This is a genomic window from Pseudomonas sp. W2I6 (assembly GCF_030815935.1).
Classification (GTDB): Bacteria; Pseudomonadota; Gammaproteobacteria; order Pseudomonadales; family Pseudomonadaceae; genus Aquipseudomonas.
Window position 1 is genome coordinate 6,387,012 of the sequence record NZ_JAUSXJ010000001.1, and the last position, 18,227, is coordinate 6,405,238.

22 protein-coding genes are annotated in these 18,227 nt (G+C 61.4%); 12 read left to right on the forward strand and 10 right to left on the reverse strand.

The genetic code is table 11. The features are described from left to right. Window positions 1-79 precede the first annotated feature (79 nt). Both choX and betC read right to left on the reverse strand, forming a co-directional pair. On the reverse strand, window positions 80-1,000 hold the full coding sequence (gene choX, locus QF039_RS29560) for a choline ABC transporter substrate-binding protein (protein WP_003213633.1): 921 nt from the start codon (window positions 998-1,000) through the stop codon (window positions 80-82). 16 nt (window positions 1,001-1,016) lie between these two features. Continuing rightward, a complete protein-coding gene (betC, locus tag QF039_RS29565) occupies window positions 1,017-2,531 on the reverse strand; it encodes a choline-sulfatase (RefSeq protein WP_307522062.1) in 1,515 nt (504 codons plus the stop codon). 103 nt (window positions 2,532-2,634) lie between these two features. Between betC and QF039_RS29570 the strand changes: the two genes are divergently transcribed. From QF039_RS29570 to QF039_RS29595, 6 genes are all read left to right on the forward strand, one after another. Then, entirely contained in the window at window positions 2,635-3,585 is a 951-nt protein-coding gene (locus QF039_RS29570; RefSeq protein WP_177020344.1) for a LysR family transcriptional regulator, read from the forward strand. Between the two features lie 31 nt (window positions 3,586-3,616). Continuing rightward, complete coding sequence (locus QF039_RS29575) at window positions 3,617-3,943, forward strand: DOPA 4,5-dioxygenase family protein (protein ID WP_003213639.1); 327 nt, start codon at window positions 3,617-3,619, stop codon at window positions 3,941-3,943. A gap of 102 nt (window positions 3,944-4,045) precedes the next feature. Next, window positions 4,046-5,014 (forward strand): 2-dehydro-3-deoxygalactonokinase, encoded by a 969-nt coding sequence (locus tag QF039_RS29580; protein ID WP_003213641.1) that lies wholly within the window; start codon window positions 4,046-4,048, stop codon window positions 5,012-5,014. A gap of 13 nt (window positions 5,015-5,027) precedes the next feature. Beyond that, on the forward strand, window positions 5,028-5,648 hold the full coding sequence (locus QF039_RS29585) for a 2-dehydro-3-deoxy-6-phosphogalactonate aldolase (protein WP_003213643.1): 621 nt from the start codon (window positions 5,028-5,030) through the stop codon (window positions 5,646-5,648). 33 nt (window positions 5,649-5,681) lie between these two features. Continuing rightward, the gene (gene dgoD / locus QF039_RS29590; protein WP_003213645.1) at window positions 5,682-6,830 is read left to right on the forward strand and encodes a galactonate dehydratase; all 1,149 of its coding nucleotides are present in this window, start codon (window positions 5,682-5,684) and stop codon (window positions 6,828-6,830) included. 172 nt (window positions 6,831-7,002) lie between these two features. Beyond that, window positions 7,003-8,307 carry an MFS transporter gene (locus tag QF039_RS29595; RefSeq protein WP_003213647.1) on the forward strand — a complete coding sequence of 435 codons (1,305 nt, stop codon included), beginning with the start codon at window positions 7,003-7,005 and terminating at the stop codon, window positions 8,305-8,307. Window positions 8,308-8,475: 168 nt separating this feature from the next. Here QF039_RS29595 and QF039_RS29600 read toward each other — a convergent pair whose 3' ends face one another. The 3 genes from QF039_RS29600 to trpB all read right to left on the reverse strand — a co-directional run bounded on the left by QF039_RS29600 (window position 8,476) and on the right by trpB (window position 11,096). Beyond that, window positions 8,476-8,919 (reverse strand): anti-virulence regulator CigR family protein, encoded by a 444-nt coding sequence (locus QF039_RS29600; protein ID WP_003214903.1) that lies wholly within the window; start codon window positions 8,917-8,919, stop codon window positions 8,476-8,478. A 140-nt stretch (window positions 8,920-9,059) separates the two neighbouring features. Then, complete coding sequence (gene trpA / locus QF039_RS29605; RefSeq protein ID WP_003214901.1) at window positions 9,060-9,869, reverse strand: tryptophan synthase subunit alpha; 810 nt, start codon at window positions 9,867-9,869, stop codon at window positions 9,060-9,062. Beyond that, window positions 9,870-11,096: a tryptophan synthase subunit beta gene (gene trpB / locus QF039_RS29610; RefSeq protein WP_003214899.1), complete on the reverse strand. Its 1,227-nt coding sequence runs from the start codon at window positions 11,094-11,096 to the stop codon at window positions 9,870-9,872. 109 nt (window positions 11,097-11,205) lie between these two features. Here trpB and QF039_RS29615 point away from each other — a divergent pair, with 109 nt between their 5' ends. Further along, window positions 11,206-12,102, forward strand: a complete 897-nt coding sequence (locus tag QF039_RS29615; protein ID WP_177048242.1) for a LysR family transcriptional regulator — start codon at window positions 11,206-11,208, stop codon at window positions 12,100-12,102. Here the strand turns inward: QF039_RS29615 and QF039_RS29620 are convergent. After that, window positions 12,099-12,425 carry a YqjD family protein gene (locus tag QF039_RS29620; RefSeq protein ID WP_003170746.1) on the reverse strand — a complete coding sequence of 109 codons (327 nt, stop codon included), beginning with the start codon at window positions 12,423-12,425 and terminating at the stop codon, window positions 12,099-12,101. The two genes, QF039_RS29615 and QF039_RS29620, sit on opposite strands and share 4 nt — an antisense overlap. 156 nt (window positions 12,426-12,581) lie before the next feature. On the opposite strand from QF039_RS29620, the gene QF039_RS29625 reads away from it, so the two are divergent. Continuing rightward, on the forward strand, window positions 12,582-12,797 hold the full coding sequence (locus tag QF039_RS29625) for a dodecin (RefSeq protein ID WP_008439585.1): 216 nt from the start codon (window positions 12,582-12,584) through the stop codon (window positions 12,795-12,797). Window positions 12,798-12,914: 117 nt separating this feature from the next. Further along, the gene (locus tag QF039_RS29630) at window positions 12,915-13,142 is read left to right on the forward strand and encodes a DUF1161 domain-containing protein (RefSeq protein ID WP_003214893.1); all 228 of its coding nucleotides are present in this window, start codon (window positions 12,915-12,917) and stop codon (window positions 13,140-13,142) included. A 115-nt stretch (window positions 13,143-13,257) separates the two neighbouring features. Here QF039_RS29630 and QF039_RS29635 read toward each other — a convergent pair whose 3' ends face one another. Then, window positions 13,258-14,259: an LLM class flavin-dependent oxidoreductase gene (locus QF039_RS29635; protein ID WP_087694564.1), complete on the reverse strand. Its 1,002-nt coding sequence runs from the start codon at window positions 14,257-14,259 to the stop codon at window positions 13,258-13,260. 217 nt (window positions 14,260-14,476) lie between these two features. Here QF039_RS29635 and QF039_RS29640 point away from each other — a divergent pair, with 217 nt between their 5' ends. Next, window positions 14,477-14,908: an OsmC family protein gene (locus QF039_RS29640; protein ID WP_008439587.1), complete on the forward strand. Its 432-nt coding sequence runs from the start codon at window positions 14,477-14,479 to the stop codon at window positions 14,906-14,908. Window positions 14,909-15,021: 113 nt separating this feature from the next. Beyond that, window positions 15,022-15,261 (forward strand): DUF1161 domain-containing protein, encoded by a 240-nt coding sequence (locus tag QF039_RS29645; RefSeq protein ID WP_003214887.1) that lies wholly within the window; start codon window positions 15,022-15,024, stop codon window positions 15,259-15,261. Here QF039_RS29645 and QF039_RS29650 read toward each other — a convergent pair whose 3' ends face one another. Continuing rightward, complete coding sequence (locus QF039_RS29650) at window positions 15,262-15,684, reverse strand: hypothetical protein (protein ID WP_307522079.1); 423 nt, start codon at window positions 15,682-15,684, stop codon at window positions 15,262-15,264. A gap of 142 nt (window positions 15,685-15,826) precedes the next feature. Here QF039_RS29650 and QF039_RS29655 point away from each other — a divergent pair, with 142 nt between their 5' ends. Next, a complete protein-coding gene (locus tag QF039_RS29655) occupies window positions 15,827-16,882 on the forward strand; it encodes an aminopeptidase (protein WP_307522081.1) in 1,056 nt (351 codons plus the stop codon). A gap of 96 nt (window positions 16,883-16,978) precedes the next feature. Here QF039_RS29655 and QF039_RS29660 read toward each other — a convergent pair whose 3' ends face one another. Both QF039_RS29660 and QF039_RS29665 read right to left on the reverse strand, forming a co-directional pair. Further along, on the reverse strand, window positions 16,979-17,632 hold the full coding sequence (locus QF039_RS29660; protein WP_307522083.1) for an HAD family hydrolase: 654 nt from the start codon (window positions 17,630-17,632) through the stop codon (window positions 16,979-16,981). A gap of 11 nt (window positions 17,633-17,643) precedes the next feature. Beyond that, entirely contained in the window at window positions 17,644-18,186 is a 543-nt protein-coding gene (locus QF039_RS29665; protein WP_003214876.1) for a gamma carbonic anhydrase family protein, read from the reverse strand. Window positions 18,187-18,227 lie beyond the last annotated feature (41 nt).

Consider the following 18,227-nt stretch of genomic DNA (forward strand, 5'->3'; position numbering starts at 1 on the left):
GCTCTGCGTCCGCTCTTGAGTCGTGACGCGCAGCGTCACCGGATGCGTTCCCACGCAGAGCGTGGGAACGATCAGTGCATCAGAGTTTGGCTTTTACAGCGGCCAGTGCATCCTGGCCATCGACGGTTTTAACCCCGTCCAGCCACTTGTCCAGCACCGCCGGGTTCGCCTTGATCCACGCCTTCGCCGCGTCCGCATTACTGAGCTTCTTGTTCACCACCTCAGCCATGATGGCGTTCTCCATCTCCTGGGTGAAACTCAGGTTGGTCAGCAATTTCCCCACATTCGGGCACGCCTGTGCATAGCCCTTGCGGGTCAACGTATACACGCTGCCGGTGTCACCAAAGTACTTCTCCCCACCCTTGAGGTAATGCATCTTCAACTGCACGTTCATCGGGTGCGGCGTCCAGCCGAGGAAGGTCACGAACTTCTGCTTCTTCACCGCCCGGGACACTTCGGCCAGCATCGCCTGTTCACTGGACTCGATCAGCTTCCACTGGCCCAGGTCAAAGTCGTTCTTCTTGATGATTTCCTGCAACGAGAGATTCGCCGGCGCACCCGAACCGATGCCGTAGATCTTCTTGTCGAACTTGTCGGCAAACTTGTTCAGGTCGGCAAAGTCATGCACCCCGGCGTCCCAGACATAGTCCGGCACGGCCAGGGTGAACTCGGTGCCGTCAAGGTTCTTCGCCAGTTGCACCACATCGCCATTGGCCACGAACTTGTCGTAGAAGCCTTGCTGCGCCGGCATCCAGTTACCCAGGAACACATCCACCTGGCCGTCCTTGAGCCCGCCAAAGGTGATCGGCACCGCAAGGGTATCGACCTTGGCCTTGTAGCCCATGCCGTTCAACAGGAAACCGGTAATGGCATTGGTGGCGGCGATATCGCTCCAGCCCGGATCGGCCATCTTCACGGTGTCGCAGCTGGTGTCCGCGTAGGCGCCGGCACTGCTCAATGCCAGCAGCGCAACGCTCAACACGGTGGATAACTTTTGCATGGCCTTCCCCTCAGTTTTATTGGTTTTGGCAGGGTTGTGGAAAACGTGCCTTGCGCTCCAGATCGTCGAGGTCGATATGGTTGCGCATGTATTGCTGACTGGCGTCTACCAGTGGCTGGTGGTCCCAGCTCTTCAGCTTGCCCTGGGTCAGCGCCTCGAACACCAGGCGGCGACGGCGTTGGCTGGCGAGCACCTGCTGGTGGATCGCCGGGATGTCCCATTTGGCCCGCGCTTCATGCAAAAACGCCTCGAACAGTGGCCGGTGTTCCGGTGACTGGCTGAGGTCCTCCCGCTCGTGCGGGTCGTTGTGCACATCGAACAATAGGCAAGGATCGTCCTCGCTGTAGATGAACTTGTAGGCGCCACGGCGAATCATCATCAGCGGGCTGATGGTGCCCTCGGCCATGTACTCACCGAACACTTCGTCGTGCCCGCCCTGCCCTTGCAGGTGAGACACCAGCGAGCGGCCGTCCAGCGCCAGCCTCGGGTCCAGCTCGCCGCCGGCCAGTTCCACCAGGGTAGGCAGCAGGTCGGCGGTGGACACGGCGGCGGTCACCCGGTCGGCCGCAAACTGCCCCGGCGCGCTGATCAGCAGCGGCACCCTGGCGGCCATTTCAAACCAGTGCATTTTGTACCAGAGCCCGCGTTCGCCGAGCATGTCGCCGTGGTCGCCGGAGAAGATGATGATGGTGTCGTCGGCCAGGCCCGTGTCTTCCAGGGTTTGCAGCAGCTTGCCGACGTTGCTGTCGATGTAGCTGCACGCGCCGAAGTAAGCGCGGCGTGCATCGCGGATCTTGTTCAGCGGCAGCGGCTTGTCCCACAGGTCATAGACCTTGAGCAGGCGCTGGGAGTGAGGGTCGAGGTCAGCCTGTGGCGGTGTTGCAGGCAGCGGGATGTCGTTGTCGTCGTACAGGTCCCAGAACGGTTTGGGAATGGTGTAAGGGTCGTGTGGGTGAGTCATCGACACGGTCAGGCAGAACGGCTGGTCGCCATCCTCGCGGATATGGTCGAACAGGTACTGCTGGGCCTTGAACACCACCTCTTCGTCGAAATCCAGCTGGTTGGTGCGCACGCACGGCCCGGCCTGCAGCACCGACGCCATGTTGTGGTACCAGGAGGGGCGCACGTCCGGCTCATCCCAGTTCACGGCCCAGCCATAGTCGGCCGGGTAGATGTCACTGGTCAGGCGTTCTTCATAGCCGTGGAGCTGGTCGGGGCCGCAAAAATGCATCTTGCCCGACAGCGCGGTGCGGTAGCCGAGGCGGCGCAGGTAGTGGGCATAGGTCGGCACGTCGGCGGGGAAATCGGCCGCGTTGTCGTAGGCGCCGATCTTGCTCGGCAACTGCCCACTCACCAGGGTAAAGCGCGATGGCGCACACAGCGGACTGTTGCAGTAAGCGGCGTCGAACACCACGCCCTCAGCGGCGAGGCGGCTCAAGTTCGGCAGTTTGATAGGCGAAGGACCGTAGAACGGAAGCATCGGCGCGGCCATTTGATCGGCCATGATAAAAAGAATGTTCTTGCGCTTCATGGTTTCGCGGCATTCCATAGTCGATGTTTATGCGAATGAGCATGCAGGCCATGGAAATCGTGGTAAAGCCCATGAGAAGCAATGTCTAGGATAAGTCCAGCTTATGTATGAATCCCTCGGTCACCTGTCACTCGACTTGCTGCGTGCCTTTGAATCCGCAGCGCGCCAACGCAGCTTTACGGCAGCGGCGATGGAGTTGGGCACCACTCAGCCGGCCATCAGCCAGCAGATCAAGCGCCTGGAAGAACAGCTGAAGGTGCGCCTGTTTGATCGCATCTACCGTGGCATCGAGCTGACCGACGCGGGCGCCTTGTTATTCGAGCAGGTACAGGCCGGTTTGCAGAGCATCAACCAGGGCCTGAGCGCGATTGCCGAGCAGGACCAGCATGAAGTCCTGCAGGTGGCGACCGACTTTGCCTTCGCCGCGTATTGGCTGATGCCACGCCTGCATCGTTTCCATGAAGCCAACCCGCAGGTGGACGTGAGCCTGGTCACCAGCGAGCGTAACCACGCCACGTTGCGCAGCGATATCGACGTAGCGGTGCTGTTCGGTGACGGCCGCTTCAAACAGGGCGACAGCCTGTGGCTGTTCAACGAGGAAGTGTTCCCGGTGTGCAGCCCGCAGCTACTCCAGGACCGAGTCGCGCCACTGTCGGTGCAGAGCCTGCTGGAGTTCCCCTTGCTGCACCTGCGCCAGCAAAACAACAACCAGTGGTTCGACTGGAGCGGGGTGTTTCGCGAACTGGGCCTCACCACCGCGCCCACCCCGGGCCAACTGCGTTTCGACAATTACACCCTGTTGATCCAGGCCGCGATCGCGGGCCAGGGCGTGGCCATCGGCTGGCGCCACCTTGTGGATAACCTGCTGGAGCAAAAATGGCTGTGCCGGCCGATTGGCGACACGGTGATCTCGCGCTTCGGCTATTACGTGGTGCTGCCCCAGCGCAAACGCCGCAGCCAGTTGATCGAGCGTTTCGTCGACTGGCTGATGACCGAACAGGCCAGCAGCGCACAATCGCTGACCGGTCTGGCCCTGCCGTCCATTGCGGTCTAGGATTTGCCGATCAATGAGCCCGGAGCCTGTCATGCAACGTATCAAGGGCTACCACGCCCATATCTATTTCGACGCCAACACCATCGACCAGGCGCGCAAACTCTGCGAAGACGCCGCGCAATTGTTTCCGCTGCGCATGGGCCGCGTGCATGAACGCCCGGTGGGCCCGCACCCGGACTGGAGCTGCCAGCTGGCATTCGAACCTGAATACATCGGCGTCGTGCTGCCTTGGCTGGCCCTCAACCGCAACGGCCTGGTGGTGTTCCTGCACCCGACCACCGGTGATGACCTCAAGGACCACACCGAACACGCGATCTGGATGGGGGCGATGCGCACGCTGGATCTGTCAATATTTTAAGCCTTCAATTTCCCTATATATGGGACTGATATTTATATATTGAGACTTTGCCGGTCTTGGGTTTATATTCGCCTCATCCGCTCAGAACACTCAGGTGAAGCGATGCAGGCGCAATTGATCGCGCTCGATTGGGGAACCAGTTCCCTTCGTGCTTACAAGCTCGGCCCGGCAGGCGTCGTGATCGAACGGCGCACCTTGGCGTCGGGGATCATGCACCTGCCGACTGAAGCCCGGGAAATAGCCGGTGTTCGCTGCAGCAACGGGTTCGAGCTGGCATTCGACGCAGCCTGCGGTGACTGGCTCGACACCCAGCCCGACCTTCCCGTTATCGCTTGCGGCATGGTCGGCAGCGCCCAGGGCTGGAGCGAAGCGGCTTACCGCGACACCCCTGCCGACGTTTCTACCCTCGGCCAGGCGCTGCATGTGGTGCGCAGCCTGCGGGGCGCAGCGGTGCACATCGTGCCCGGTGTGATTCAACGCGGCGCGTTGCCCAATGTGATGCGCGGTGAAGAAACCCAGGTGCTCGGCGTGCTGCAAAGCCTGTCTGCCCATACCGGGCGCGACGTATTGATCGGCCTGCCGGGCAGCCATTCCAAGTGGGTGGAGGTGGTGGAAGGCTGCATCACTCACTTCGATACTTTCATGACCGGCGAGTTGTTCGCCGTGCTCAGTCAACACAGCATTCTGGGGCGCACCCAGCGCCCTTCCGAACAGTTCCAGGTGGCCGCTTTTGATCGCGGTGTTCAGGTTGCGCTGTCGGCAGACGGCCAAACGGGCCTGTTGTCGAACTTGTTCAGCGCACGCTCCCTGGGATTGACCGGCGAGCTGGCGCCTGACGAGCAACCGGACTATCTGTCCGGGCTGTTGATCGGCCACGAACTGACCGGCCTGCGCACTCGCAAGCCCAGCCAGCAGCGCGACATCGTCCTGGTCGGCACACCCCAACTCTGCACCCGCTACCAGCGTGCACTCCAACTCTGTGGCTTCCCCCACGTGACCCTGGCGCAGGAGGCTACCGAGCGTGGCCTTTGGCAACTGGCCATGGCGGCGGGGCTGCTGCCTGCAACCTGACGAGAGGCCCGACATGCTCAAGCAAGCACTGACACACAACGGTTTGATCGCGATCCTGCGCGGCCTGCGACCGGAGGAGGCGCTGGCGATCGGCGAGGTGTTGTACACGGCGGGCTTCAGGGTGATCGAAGTGCCGCTGAACTCGCCGGATCCTTATTCCAGCATCCGCATCCTGCGGGACAGCCTGCCCGCCGATTGCCTGATCGGCGCCGGCACCGTGCTGACCCCGGAACAGGTCGATCAAGTCAAAGCCGCCGGCGGCCAGGTGATCGTCATGCCCCATAGCGATGCCAAGGTGCTGCGGGCCGCCAAGGCCGCGGGCCTGTATCTGTCGCCGGGTGTGGCCACGCCCACCGAAGCGTTTGCCGCGCTGGCCGAAGGCGCCGACGTGCTGAAGCTGTTCCCGGCCGAGCAAATGGGCCCGGCGGTGGTCAAGGCCTGGCTCGCGGTACTGCCCGCCGGCACCGTGCTGCTGCCGGTGGGCGGCATCACCCCGGACAACATGCAGGTATTTTTCGACGCGGGCGTCAAGGGCTTCGGCCTGGGCTCCGGGTTATTCAAGCCGGGCATGAGCGTCGCCCAAGTGGCGAGCAACGCCCAGGCCTACGTCGCCGCCTGGCATGCCTTGGGCTGATCAGCGTTCTCCATCTACAAGAGAGATAAGAAGATGAAAATCACCAAACTGACCACCTTCATCGTCCCGCCGCGCTGGTGCTTCCTCAAGGTTGAAACCGACCAGGGCGTGACTGGTTGGGGCGAGCCCGTTGTCGAGGGCCGCGCCCATACCGTGGCTGCCGCCGTCGAAGAATTGTCCGACTACTTGATCGGCAAGGACCCACGCAATATCGAGGACATCTGGACCGTGCTCTATCGCGGCGGTTTCTACCGTGGCGGCGCGATCCATATGAGCGCTCTCGCCGGTATCGACCAGGCGCTGTGGGACATCAAGGGCAAGGCCCTCGGCGTGTCGGTCAGCGACCTGCTGGGTGGCCAGGTGCGCGACAAAATCCGCGTGTATTCATGGATTGGTGGCGACCGCCCGGCCGACACTGCCCGCGCCGCCAAGGAAGCCGTGGCCCGTGGTTTCACTGCGGTGAAAATGAACGGCACCGAAGAGCTGCAATTTCTCGACAGCTTCGAAAAAGTCGACCAGGCCCTGGCCAACGTCGCCGCCGTGCGGGATGCGGTCGGTCCGAACGTCGGCATCGGCGTCGACTTCCATGGCCGGGTGCACAAACCCATGGCCAAGGTGCTGATGAAGGAACTCGACCCCTACAAACTGATGTTTATCGAAGAACCGGTGCTCAGCGAAAACTACGAAGCGCTGAAAGAACTGGCGCCGCTCACCAGCACCCCGATTGCCCTCGGCGAGCGCCTGTTCTCGCGCTGGGACTTCAAGCGCGTGCTCAGCGAAGGCTACGTCGACATCATCCAGCCGGATGCGTCCCACGCCGGCGGTATCACCGAAACCCGCAAGATTGCCAACATGGCCGAAGCTTACGACGTGGCCCTTGCCCTGCACTGCCCGCTCGGCCCGATTGCCCTGGCAGCGTGCCTGCAGCTGGATGCGGTTTGCTACAACGCGTTCATCCAGGAACAGAGCCTGGGCATTCACTACAACGAGAGCAATGACCTGCTGGATTACGTGCGCGATCCGGGTGTTTTCGACTACGACCAGGGCTTTGTGAAAATCCCCAACGGGCCAGGCCTGGGCATCGAGATCAACGAGGAATACGTGATCGAACGCGCGGCCATCGGGCATCGCTGGCGCAATCCGATCTGGCGGCATGCCGATGGCAGCTTCGCGGAGTGGTGATTTCCTCCTGAAGAAACACCGTCAGTGTGGGAGCTGGCTTGCCTGCGATAGCGGTGAGTCAGCTTGCATCTGCGGCGCTGACACTCCGCTATCGCAGGCAAGCCAGCTCCCACAGGTATCGCGTTTCGTCAGTAAGACCTGTCCTCAATAACCATAAGAAGAGGCAACCCCCATGCAATCCGAGTCCTTCACCGGGCAGGCTTCTTTAGTCACGCCCAGCCGAAAGCGTTTCTTCATCATGGTGCTGCTGTTCATCACCGTGGTGATCAACTACCTGGACCGCAGCAACCTGTCGATTGCCGCTCCGGCCCTGACCAGCGAGCTGGGGATCGACCCGGTGCATGTCGGGTTGATCTTCTCCGCGTTCGGCTGGACCTACGCGGCCATGCAGATTCCCGGCGGCTGGCTGGTGGACCGGGTGCCGCCGCGCATTCTCTACAGCGTCGCCCTGCTGCTGTGGTCGGTGGCCACGGTGATGCTCGGTTTCGCCGCCAGCTTCATCGCGCTGTTCGTATTGCGCATGGCGGTGGGCGCCCTGGAGGCCCCGGCCTACCCGATCAACAGCCGCGTGGTCACCACCTGGTTCCCCGAGCGTGAACGGGCCACGGCGATCGGCGTTTATACCTCCGGGCAATTTGTCGGGCTGGCGTTTCTCACGCCGGTGTTGGCCTGGCTGCAACACACCTTTGGCTGGCACATGGTGTTTGTCGCCACCGGCGGCGTGGGCATTGTGTGGGCGTTGATCTGGTACGCGGTGTACCGCGAGCCACGGGATTTCAAAGGCGCGAATGCGGCGGAAATCGAGCTGATCCGCGAAGGCGGCGGGTTGGTGGACATCCAGGCGCAGGCGGCCAAGGCACCGTTCAGCTGGGTCGACCTCGGCATCGTGTTGAGCAAGCGCAAGCTGTGGGGGATCTACCTGGGGCAGTTCTGCCTGAATTCCACGTTGTGGTTTTTCCTGACGTGGTTTCCGACCTACCTGGTGAAATATCGCGGCATGGACTTCATCAAGTCCGGCCTGCTGGCGTCGCTGCCGTTTCTGGCGGCGTTTGTCGGGGTGCTGTGTTCGGGGCTGTTTTCCGATTGGCTGATTCGCCGGGGAGCGTCCGTGGGGTTTGCGCGCAAGTTGCCGATCATTGGCGGGCTATTGATTTCCACGGCGATCATCGGCGCCAACTTTGTTGATTCCACGGCGTGGGTGATTGCGTTTCTGGCGGTGGCGTTTTTCGGCAATGGCCTGGCGTCGATCACCTGGTCGCTGGTGTCGACCCTGGCGCCGGCAAGGCTGCTGGGGCTGACCGGAGGGGTGTTCAACTTCATCGGCAATCTGTCGGCGATTACCACGCCGATCGTGATTGGCTTTCTGGCGACAGGGGATTCGTTTGCGCCGGCGATTACGTACATCGCGGTGCTGGCGTTGTTGGGTGCGTTGTCCTACATCTTGCTGGTCGGCAAGGTCGAGCGTATCGAGATTTAGGCGACTGCTGCGGCGAGGGAGCTGGTGTGGCGAGGGAGCTTGCTCCCGCTGGAGTGCGCAGCGCTCCCAGGATTTTGGGGCCGCTGCGCAGCCCAGCGGGAGCAAGCTCCCTCGCCACACCAGCTCCCCGGCCACAGCAAGCTCCCTCACCACAAAAGCAGTCCGGCTCTAGTACAGCGCGCCATCCAGAATCTGATAGACGATGCTGGTGCCAACGGCGATCAATACGATGTCCCCACCCGAACGGCGCCATTCATAACCAGGGTATTGCGGCAGATGGCCCAGCGCCCGTGGGTCCAGACGCTCACCATAGTAGTTTGGCGGCAGGCGCTGGCCGCGCACCAGGTGGATGCCGGGAGGCGGCGGCGCGCCACGGCGGAAGTCGCCATGGTTGTCGCGGATGACCTGTCTCACAGGACCAAAGTCCTGAGGAGGCCCGCCACGGTGGTTGTCCTGCGGCCCGCGATGGTCATCGCCACGTTGATCGTGCTGGCCCTGTGGGCCACCACGGTCAGGTCCGCCACCCTGATCATAGGGCGCAGCTTGGACCAGGGCGCTGGCGCCAAGCACCAGCACGCCTACACCTGCAATCAAACGTTTGGGAATTTTCATGGGGCTGTTTCCTCAGTACTGCACGAACAAAAAAGGGATCTCGAACCACGTTCGAAATCCCTTGGTCTTGTTAGCTTAGGTACTGATTTGCCAGCATGATTCCTCTGTATCAGGAACTTTACCTACCGCTTACGAGCCGCTTACTTACGGGCGTTGCGTACACCTTCCGACAGCGCAGAGCACAGGGTCAATACACCGTCGATGGCCTGTTGATCATTGCTGGCGTTGGCGATGTGGTCGATCAGTGCCGACCCCACCACCACACCGTCGGCCAGGCGCGCGATTGCAGCGGCCTGCTCCGGGGTGCGGATGCCGAAACCGATGCTGATCGGCAGGTCGGTATGCCGACGCAGACGGGTCACGGCCTCTTCGACGTGTTCCAGGGTCGCGGCACCGGCACCGGTCACACCGGCCACCGACACGTAGTACACAAACCCTGAGCTGCCGTTGAGCACGGTCGGCAGGCGCGCGTCGTCGGTGGTCGGCGTGGTCAGGCGGATAAAGTCGATACCGGCAGCCTGGGCCGGGTCGCACAGCTCGCCGTTATGTTCCGGCGGCATGTCGACCACGATCAGGCCGTCGACGCCGGCTTCTTTCGCATCGCTGATAAAGCGTGGCACGCCGTACATGTGGATCGGGTTGAAGTAGCCCATCAGCACCAGCGGCGTGTCGCTGTTGCCCTCGCGGAACTCGCGAACCATTTGCAGGGTTTTCGTGAGGTTCTGCTTGGCGGTCAGCGCGCGGATGTTGGCCAGTTGAATGGCCGGGCCGTCAGCCATCGGGTCAGTGAACGGCATGCCCAGTTCGATCACATCGGCGCCGGCCGCCGGCAAGCCCTTGAGGATCGCCAGCGAGGTGTCATAGCCCGGGTCGCCAGCGGTGACGAAGGTCACCAGGGCGGCGCGGTTTTGTTCTTTCAGTTGCGCAAAACGTGTTTGCAGGCGGCTCATTTAGTGTTTCTCCTGCTTGGACTGTTCCATGTGGTGCATCACGGTTTGCATGTCTTTGTCGCCACGGCCGGACAGGTTGACCACCATCAGGTGATCTTTCGGCAGGGTCGGTGCGCGTTTGAACACTTCGGCCAGGGCGTGGGCGCTTTCCAGTGCAGGAATAATCCCTTCCAGGCGGCAGCATTTGTGAAAGGCGTCGAGGGCTTCGTCGTCGGTCACCGAGGTGTACTGGACGCGGCCGATGTCGTGCAACCAGGCGTGTTCAGGGCCGATGCCCGGGTAGTCGAGGCCCGCGGAGATCGAGTGGGCGTCGATGATCTGGCCATCGTCGTCCTGCAGCAGGAAGGTACGGTTGCCGTGCAGTACGCCCGGTACGCCGCCGTTGAGGCTGGCGGCGTGTTTGCCGGTCTCGATGCCGTAGCCGGCCGCTTCAACGCCGATGATCTCGACGCTGGTGTCATCCAGGAACGGGTGGAACAGGCCCATGGCATTGGAACCGCCGCCGATGCACGCCACCAGGCTGTCGGGCAGACGGCCTTCCTGGGCTTGCAGCTGGGTACGGGTTTCCTTGCCGATCACGGCCTGGAAGTCGCGAACCATGGCTGGGTACGGGTGCGGACCGGCCACGGTGCCGATCAGGTAGAAGGTGCTGTCGACGTTGGTGACCCAGTCACGCAGCGCTTCGTTCATCGCGTCTTTCAGGGTGCCGGTACCGGCGACTACCGGGATCACTTCAGCGCCCAGCAGCTTCATGCGAAATACGTTGGCCTGCTGGCGCTCGATGTCGGTGGTGCCCATGTAGATCACGCATTGCAGGCCAAAACGCGCGGCGACTGTGGCGGTGGCCACACCGTGCATGCCGGCGCCGGTCTCGGCGATGATGCGTTTTTTACCCATGCGCCGCGCCAGCAGGATCTGGCCGATGCAGTTGTTGATCTTGTGGGCGCCGGTGTGGTTCAGCTCTTCGCGTTTGAGGTAGATCTTGGCGCCACCGCAGAACTCGGTCAGGCGCTCGGCGAAGTACAGCGGGCTTGGGCGTCCGACGTAGTCGCGCTGGAAGTAGGCCAGTTCTTCGTTGAAGGCCGGATCGATCTTGGCCGCTTCGTATTCGCGGGCCAGATCAAGGATCAACGGCATCAGGGTTTCCGCCACGTAGCGGCCGCCGAACGAACCAAACAGGCCATTGGCATCCGGGCCGTTGCGTAAATCGGTCTGGGTCTGAGTCATGGGACGCTCCAGGTAGAAAATGTGTAAGAGGCAATGACGGTCACTCTACCCCTGACGCTTCCACGTGAAAACCGATAAGATCGCCACAACCTGTCAGGAAAACTCACAGATGAGCCGAGACCTCCCACCGCTGAATGCCTTGCGCGCTTTTGAGGCGACTGCGCGCCTGAACAGCGTTAGCCAGGCCGCTGAGCAACTGCACGTGACCCATGGTGCGGTCAGCCGGCAGCTCAAGGTGTTGGAAGAACACCTTGGTGTAAGCCTGTTCGCCAAGGACGGGCGCGGCCTCAAACTCACAGATGCCGGCGTTCGTCTGCGGGATGCGAGTTTCGAGGCGTTCGAGCGACTGAGGGACACCTGCGCCGAGCTCACGCAAAGCAGTGCCGATGCGCCGTTTGTGCTCGGCTGCTCCGGCAGCCTGCTGGCGCGCTGGTTTATTCCGCGTCTGGGGCGCCTGAACGCCGAGTTGCCGGATTTGCGCCTGCATCTGTCGGCGGGTGAAGGCGATCTTGACCCACGTCGCCCCGGCCTGGACGCGCTGCTGGTGTTCGCCGAACCCCCATGGCCGGCGGATATGCAGGTGTATGAATTGGCCAGCGAACGCATCGGCCCGGTCATGAGCCCGCGTTTTGCCCATTACGAGCGATTGCGCCAGGCGCCTCCCGAGGCGCTGCTGAATGAGGCCCTGTTGCACACTACCTCACGCCCGCAAGCCTGGCCCAGCTGGGCGCAGCACCATGGGATCGACGCTGGCGCGTTGAAGTACGGTCAGGGGTTTGAGCATTTGTATTATTTGCTGGAGGCGGCGGTGGCCGGGCTGGGGGTAGCAATTGCGCCTGAGCCGCTGGTGGCAGAGGACCTGCGAGCGGGTCGCCTGGTTGCGCCGTGGGGTTTCAGTGAAACCCCGGCGCAACTGGCGTTGTGGCTACCCAAGCGCGCCGCAGATGGGCGCGCCGGGCAACTGGCGCAGTGGCTCAAGGCTGAGCTTGCGCGCCAAGACGTTTAGTCGCCGCGTTTGCACAGCAAGTAGGCCGCCAGCAGACCCAGCGCGCCGACGGCAACACCGGCGGTAGTCCATGGATGCTCTTGCGCGTAGTCCCGTGTTGCAACACCGGTTTCGCGGATTTTGACTTTGCTTTCTTCGTAGGCATCGCTGATCAGGTGGCGAGAATGCTTGAGGGCGTTCTCGGCATTGCTTTTCAGGGCCTTCAGGGTTTTGCGCGACTCGTCAGACGCATCGTCCTTGAGGCTTTCCAAAGATTTGAGCAGGCTCGAAATCTCGGCTTCCATGCTTTCCAATGACGCTTTGCGTAAAGAGGTGTTGGCCATGTGGGCTCTCCTGGAGTGATTGAGTGGCGTGTGTTGTTTCCGACTGCGGCGGTTTCAGAAAGTGCAGTAAATCTGAACTTTCACATCGCAATAGCCGCCAGAAGCAGTACGAGAATTCACTGCTAGTCTTGATTAACGACCCCAGGAGAAAAACTTATGAGTGATCATCACACCTACAAGAAAGTCGAACTGGTGGGCTCTTCCGCGACCAGCATCGAGGAGGCCATCAACAATGCCCTGGCTGAAGCCAGCAAGAGCATCAAGCACTTGGAGTGGTTTGAAGTGACCGAAACCCGTGGCCACATCAAGGACGGCAAGGCTGCGCATTTCCAGGTCACCCTCAAGGTGGGGTTCCGAATTGCCAGTAGTTGATTGAGCCGGTTGAACTTGCGCGCTGGCCGATTGCCATAAACTCCGCTACAACCTTTAGGCACGTCGACGTGACGAGCGTCGGCGTGCTTCCTTTCGATCAACCCAAGGAAGTGACGGATGAAGAACTTTTTGTTGGCGGTAGGTTTGTTGAGCATTGCGGGCACGGCCCTGGCGGCGGGCAAGCCTTGTGAAGAGCTGAAAAGCGAGATTGCGGCGAAAATCGACGCTAAAGGCGCTTCGGGCTACTCCCTGGAAATCGTGGACAAAGGTGCTGCACCTAGTGACCACACGGTTGTCGGCAGCTGTGAAGCCGGTACCAAGGAAATCGCCTACAAGCGCGGGTGATCCCGTGTTGCAGACGTAAAAAACCGACGCAAGTGCGTCGGTTTTTTTTGATCGTTCCCTCGCTCCGCGTGGGAATGCCGCCTGGGATGCTCTGCGTCCCGCCTCACTCCTGGATTCAGCCCTTCATGACCTGCGCCAGCAGCTCGTAGGAATGAATCCGGTCGGCGTGCTCGTACAGGTCACAGGTAAAGATCAGCTCATCAGCGCCGGTCTGCTCCACCAGCACCTCCAGCTTGGCGCGGATCTTCTGCGGGCTGCCCACCATGGCCAGGCCGAGGAAACTGCCGACCGCGTCTTTTTCATGGGGCAGCCACAGGCCGTCCATGGTCTTGACCGGCGGGCGCTGCACCAGGCTTTGCCCACGCATCAGCGCGAGAATTCGCTGGTACACCGAGGTGGCCAGGTAGTCGGCTTGCTCATCGGTGTCGGCGGCCACCAGCGGGATGCCGAGCATCACATAGGGCTTGTCCAGCACGGCCGAAGGCTTGAAGTGGTTGCGATAGACGCGAATCGCTTCATGCATCAGGCGCGGTGCGAAATGCGAGGCAAAGGCGTAAGGCAAACCGCGCTCGCCCGCCAGTTGTGCACTGAACAGGCTTGAGCCCAGCAGCCACACAGGCACATTGGTGCCCGTGCCGGGTACAGCGATCACGCGCTGGTCCGGGGTGCGCGGGCCGAGGTAGGCCATCAGTTCTGCCACGTCTTCCGGGAAATCATCGGCGCTGCCGGAGCGTTCACGGCGCAGGGCGCGGGCGGTCATCTGGTCGGAGCCTGGTGCGCGGCCAAGGCCCAGGTCGATGCGGCCCGGGTACAGGCTTTCCAGGGTGCCGAACTGCTCGGCGATCACCAACGGTGCGTGGTTGGGCAGCATCACGCCACCGGAACCGACACGGATCGTCGAGGTGCCGCCGGCCAGGTAACCCAGCAATACCGAGGTCGCCGAGCTGGCGATGCCGTCCATATTGTGGTGTTCGGCGACCCAGAAACGGTTGTAGCCGAATTTTTCCACGTGCTGGGCCAGGTCCAGGGAATTGCGCAGCGACTGCGCCGGACTGCCGTTGGCGCGCACGGGCACGAGGTCGAGGGTCGAGAACTTTACGTCGGACAGCGATTTCATAAGCCTGCTTCTCCAATGGGGGCGCAGGCTTCTTAGACGAACCAAAACCTGCCGCTTCATGTGCATGTCCTATGCAATGAGGGCATATACCCGAGATTCAATAGCGATGGTGAAATTTCCTACTTAATCGCTAGGTTTCTCCGACAAGATGAACTTTGCCGGGGCGTCTATCCTCAGAACCCTTACTGACGCAAAACCACCGTTCGAGGAGACCGCTATGAGTATTGTTAAAAAAGCATCCGCGCATTGGGAAGGCGACCTGAAGACTGGCCTGGGTTCCATTTCCACCGAAACCGGCGTTCTGCGTGAAGCGCCTTACGGCTTCAAGGCCCGTTTCGAAGGTGGCAAGGGCACCAACCCTGAAGAACTGATCGGCGCAGCCCATGCCGGTTGTTTCTCCATGGCGTTTTCCATGATTCTCGGCGATGCCGGGCTCAAGGCCGACAGCATCGACACCCAGGCCGAAGTGACCCTGGACCAAGTGGACGGTGGCTTTGCGATTACTGCCGTGCACCTGACCCTCAAGGCGAAGATCCCGGGCGCCAGCCAGGCGCAGTTCGATGAGCTGAGCAAAAAGGCCAAGGAAGGATGCCCCGTGTCCAAGGTACTGAATGCAACCATTACCCTGGATGGCACGCTGGTTAGTTGATGCAACCCCCTTGCAGGGGTGAGCTTGCTCGCCCCTGCAGGTGCAAATGTGGTCGAATAGCCGATTGCAGACTCAGCGCACACCCGTGCGCGTGCATTCAGGGAGCTTCACACATGAAACGTATTGCCTTGGCGGTTATCTGCTGTGCACTGGCCACGTCGGCGCTGGCGGCGCCAAAAGATTGTGAAGAGCTCAGGAAGGAGATCGAGGTCAAAATCCAGGCGAATGCCGTTCCGTCCTACACCCTCGAAATCGTCACCAAGGAAGAAGCTGACAAGCACGACAGCGCCATGGTTGTCGGCAGCTGTGAGAATGGCACCAAAGCCATCGTCTACCAGAAGAACAACGACTGATCAGATGCAGTTGACGCTACGTTCTTCGGCCAGCAATTGACCCGCTTTGTTGTACAGCCGGATATTCGGGTTGTAGCCCAGTGAGCGCCCTTCCAGGCGATAACGCTGGCCTGCCTCGAAGCGCTCGTATTGCAGGGTCATGAAGCAGGTACGGTCAGTGGTTTGGCCAAACCCGCCGAAACTGCCGCCGGTAGGCACCTCGAAATCAAAACGTACCATCAGCTCATGGCTGCCAGGCGGCACCTGGAAGAAGCGTCCGTCGTTCAGGTTTTTCCCGTCCAGGCGTTGCGCCATTACCAGCTTGGCGCCGGGTGTCGGGGTAGCGAAGTCGACCCAGGCCTGGTGTGGATCAACCGGCGGTAGCGGCGTCGACGCACAGGCACTGAGAAAAATCGCGGCGACGGGAAGCAGTAGCTGACGCATGTTAAGCACTCAACTGTAGGAATGGTTTTTTGAACGGCTGCGTTCGGCAGCACGCTCCCTATGAGTATAAACACGCCACGCCATGGAAAAATTCCCCACAGGCGAGATAGTCTGGCGGGATGGTTACCGGCGAGAGGTTTTAATGGTCAGGCGTTTGCTTCCCGGCTTGATGCTGCTGTTGCTCAGCGGCTGTTCCAGCGTCAGTTATTACAGCCAACTGGCAGACGGCCAATGGCAATTGCTGCGTGCCCGGGAGCCTGTCTCCGCGGTCGTCGCCGACCCGTCCCGGCCACAGGTGCTGCGCGAGCACTTGGCGCAGTCGCAGAAAGCCCGCACCTTCGCCAGCGAACACCTGCACCTGCCGGATAACCAGAGTTACCGGCTGTATGCCGATATCGGCCGCCCTTACGTGGTCTGGAACGTGTTCGCCACGCCTGAATTTTCCCTGTCCCCGCAAACCCACTGCTTCCCGATTGCCGGTTGCGTGGCCTATCGCGGCTACTACAACCAGGGCGCCGCACGCGGCCAGGCGGCTTTGTTGAAGCAGCAAGGGATGGATGTGTCGATTGGCGGCGTGGAGGCCTATTCCACTCTCGGCTGGTTCAACGATCCGATCATGAGTTCGATGATGAGCTGGGGGGACGAGCGCCTGGCCACGCTGATTTTTCATGAGCTGGCGCACCAGCGGTTTTATGTGAAGGACGACACCGAGTTCAACGAGTCGTACGCCACCTTCGTCGAGCAGGAAGGTACCCGGCAATGGCGCGCCGCCCAAGGCTTGCCGCCTGCCAGCGAGTCGGCGCTGAAACAGCGCGACCAGTTCACCCGGCTGGTGCTCGATACCCGCAAACGCCTGGAGCAGTTGTATGCGCAGCCGCTGGCGGCAGATGCCATGCGCCAGGCCAAGGCGGCTGAATTCGAGCGCCTGCGCCGTGACTACCGGCACATGCGCGATAGCCAGTGGGGTGGCGACAAGCGTTATGACGCCTGGGTCAACCTGCCGATGAACAACGCAAGGTTGCTGCCGTTTGGGCTGTATGACCAGTGGGTGCCGGCGTTCGTCGCGTTGTTCCGGCAGGAAGGCGGGGATTGGCCGAGGTTCTTTGCGGCGGTGGAGAAGCTGGGCGGGTTGCCGGTGGATCAGCGCAAGGCGGCCCTGAGGGCGTTGGAGGGATCCGGGCAAGTGGTTGGCCGGTAGGGCCTCATCGCGGGCAAGCCCGGCTCCCACATTTGACTGAGTTGTCTTGGCCGACCGTGATCAAATGTGGGAGCTGGCTTGCCTGCGATAGCGCATTCAAGGCCGTTGCAAAAACGCCTGATGCAGCTCGGCCAACGTTTCGAAATGCCAGGTCGGCGCCTCGGCACTCAGCTCTTCATTGCTGCCAAACCCATAACCCACCGCCGCCGAATCCAGCCCATTGCTGCGGGCGCCGATCAGGTCGTGCTTGCGGTCGCCAATCATCAAGGTGCTGGCCGGGTCCAGGCTTTCTTGCGTCATCAGGTGGGCAATCAGCTCGACCTTGTTGGTGCGGGTGCCGTCCAGCTCGCTGCCGTAGATCACCTTGAAGTGCTTGGCGAAATCAAAATGCCGGGCGATTTCCCGGGCAAATACCCAAGGCTTGGACGTGGCTACATACAGCTGGCGGCCCTGGCCATTCAATTCCTCAAGCAGCGGCATCACGCCGTCGAACACGCGGTTTTCGTACAGGCCGGTGACCTTGAAGCGCTCGCGGTAGAAATTCACCGCCTCCCAGGCCTTGGCTTCGTCGAAGCCATAAAACTGCATGAACGCTTGCAGCAGCGGCGGGCCGATAAAGTGCTCAAGTTTGGTCAGGTCCGGCTCATCGATCCCCAGTTTGGCGAGGGCGTACTGGATCGAGCGGGTGATGCCTTCGCGCGGGTCGGTGAGGGTGCCATCGAGGTCGAACAAAACGGTCTGGTAATGCATGGGTGTCCTTGTCATTGGTCGAAGCCTTCGGCCAGGTGCAGGTCTTTGAGCTTTACGTAGTTCGCGGCGCTGTAGGTGAAAAATGCCCGTTCCTTGTCAGTCAGCGGGCGGATTTGTTTAACCGGGCTGCCAACATATAAAAAACCGCTCTCAAGTTTCTTGCCCGGCGGCACCAGGCTGCCGGCGCCGATGATCACCTCGTCTTCCACCACGGCGCCGTCCATCACAATGCTGCCCATGCCGATCAGGATCCGGCTGCCTACCGTGCAGCCATGCAGCATGACCTTGTGGGCAATGGTCACATCGTCGCCGATCAGCAGCGGGAAACCATCAGGATTGAAGGGGCCTGCGTGGGTAATGTGCAGCACGCAGCCGTCCTGCACGCTGGTGCGCGCACCGATGCGGATGCGGTGCATGTCGCCGCGGATCACCGTCAGCGGCCATACCGAGCTGTCAGTGCCGATTTCGACGTCGCCGATCACCACCGCCGATGCATCGACGAAAGCCCCGGCGGCCAGGGCCGGCGTGTGATTCTGGTAGGTGCGAAGGGTCACGATAGGCTCTCTCTCTTCTGCTGATAGCTGCGGTGGGCGTT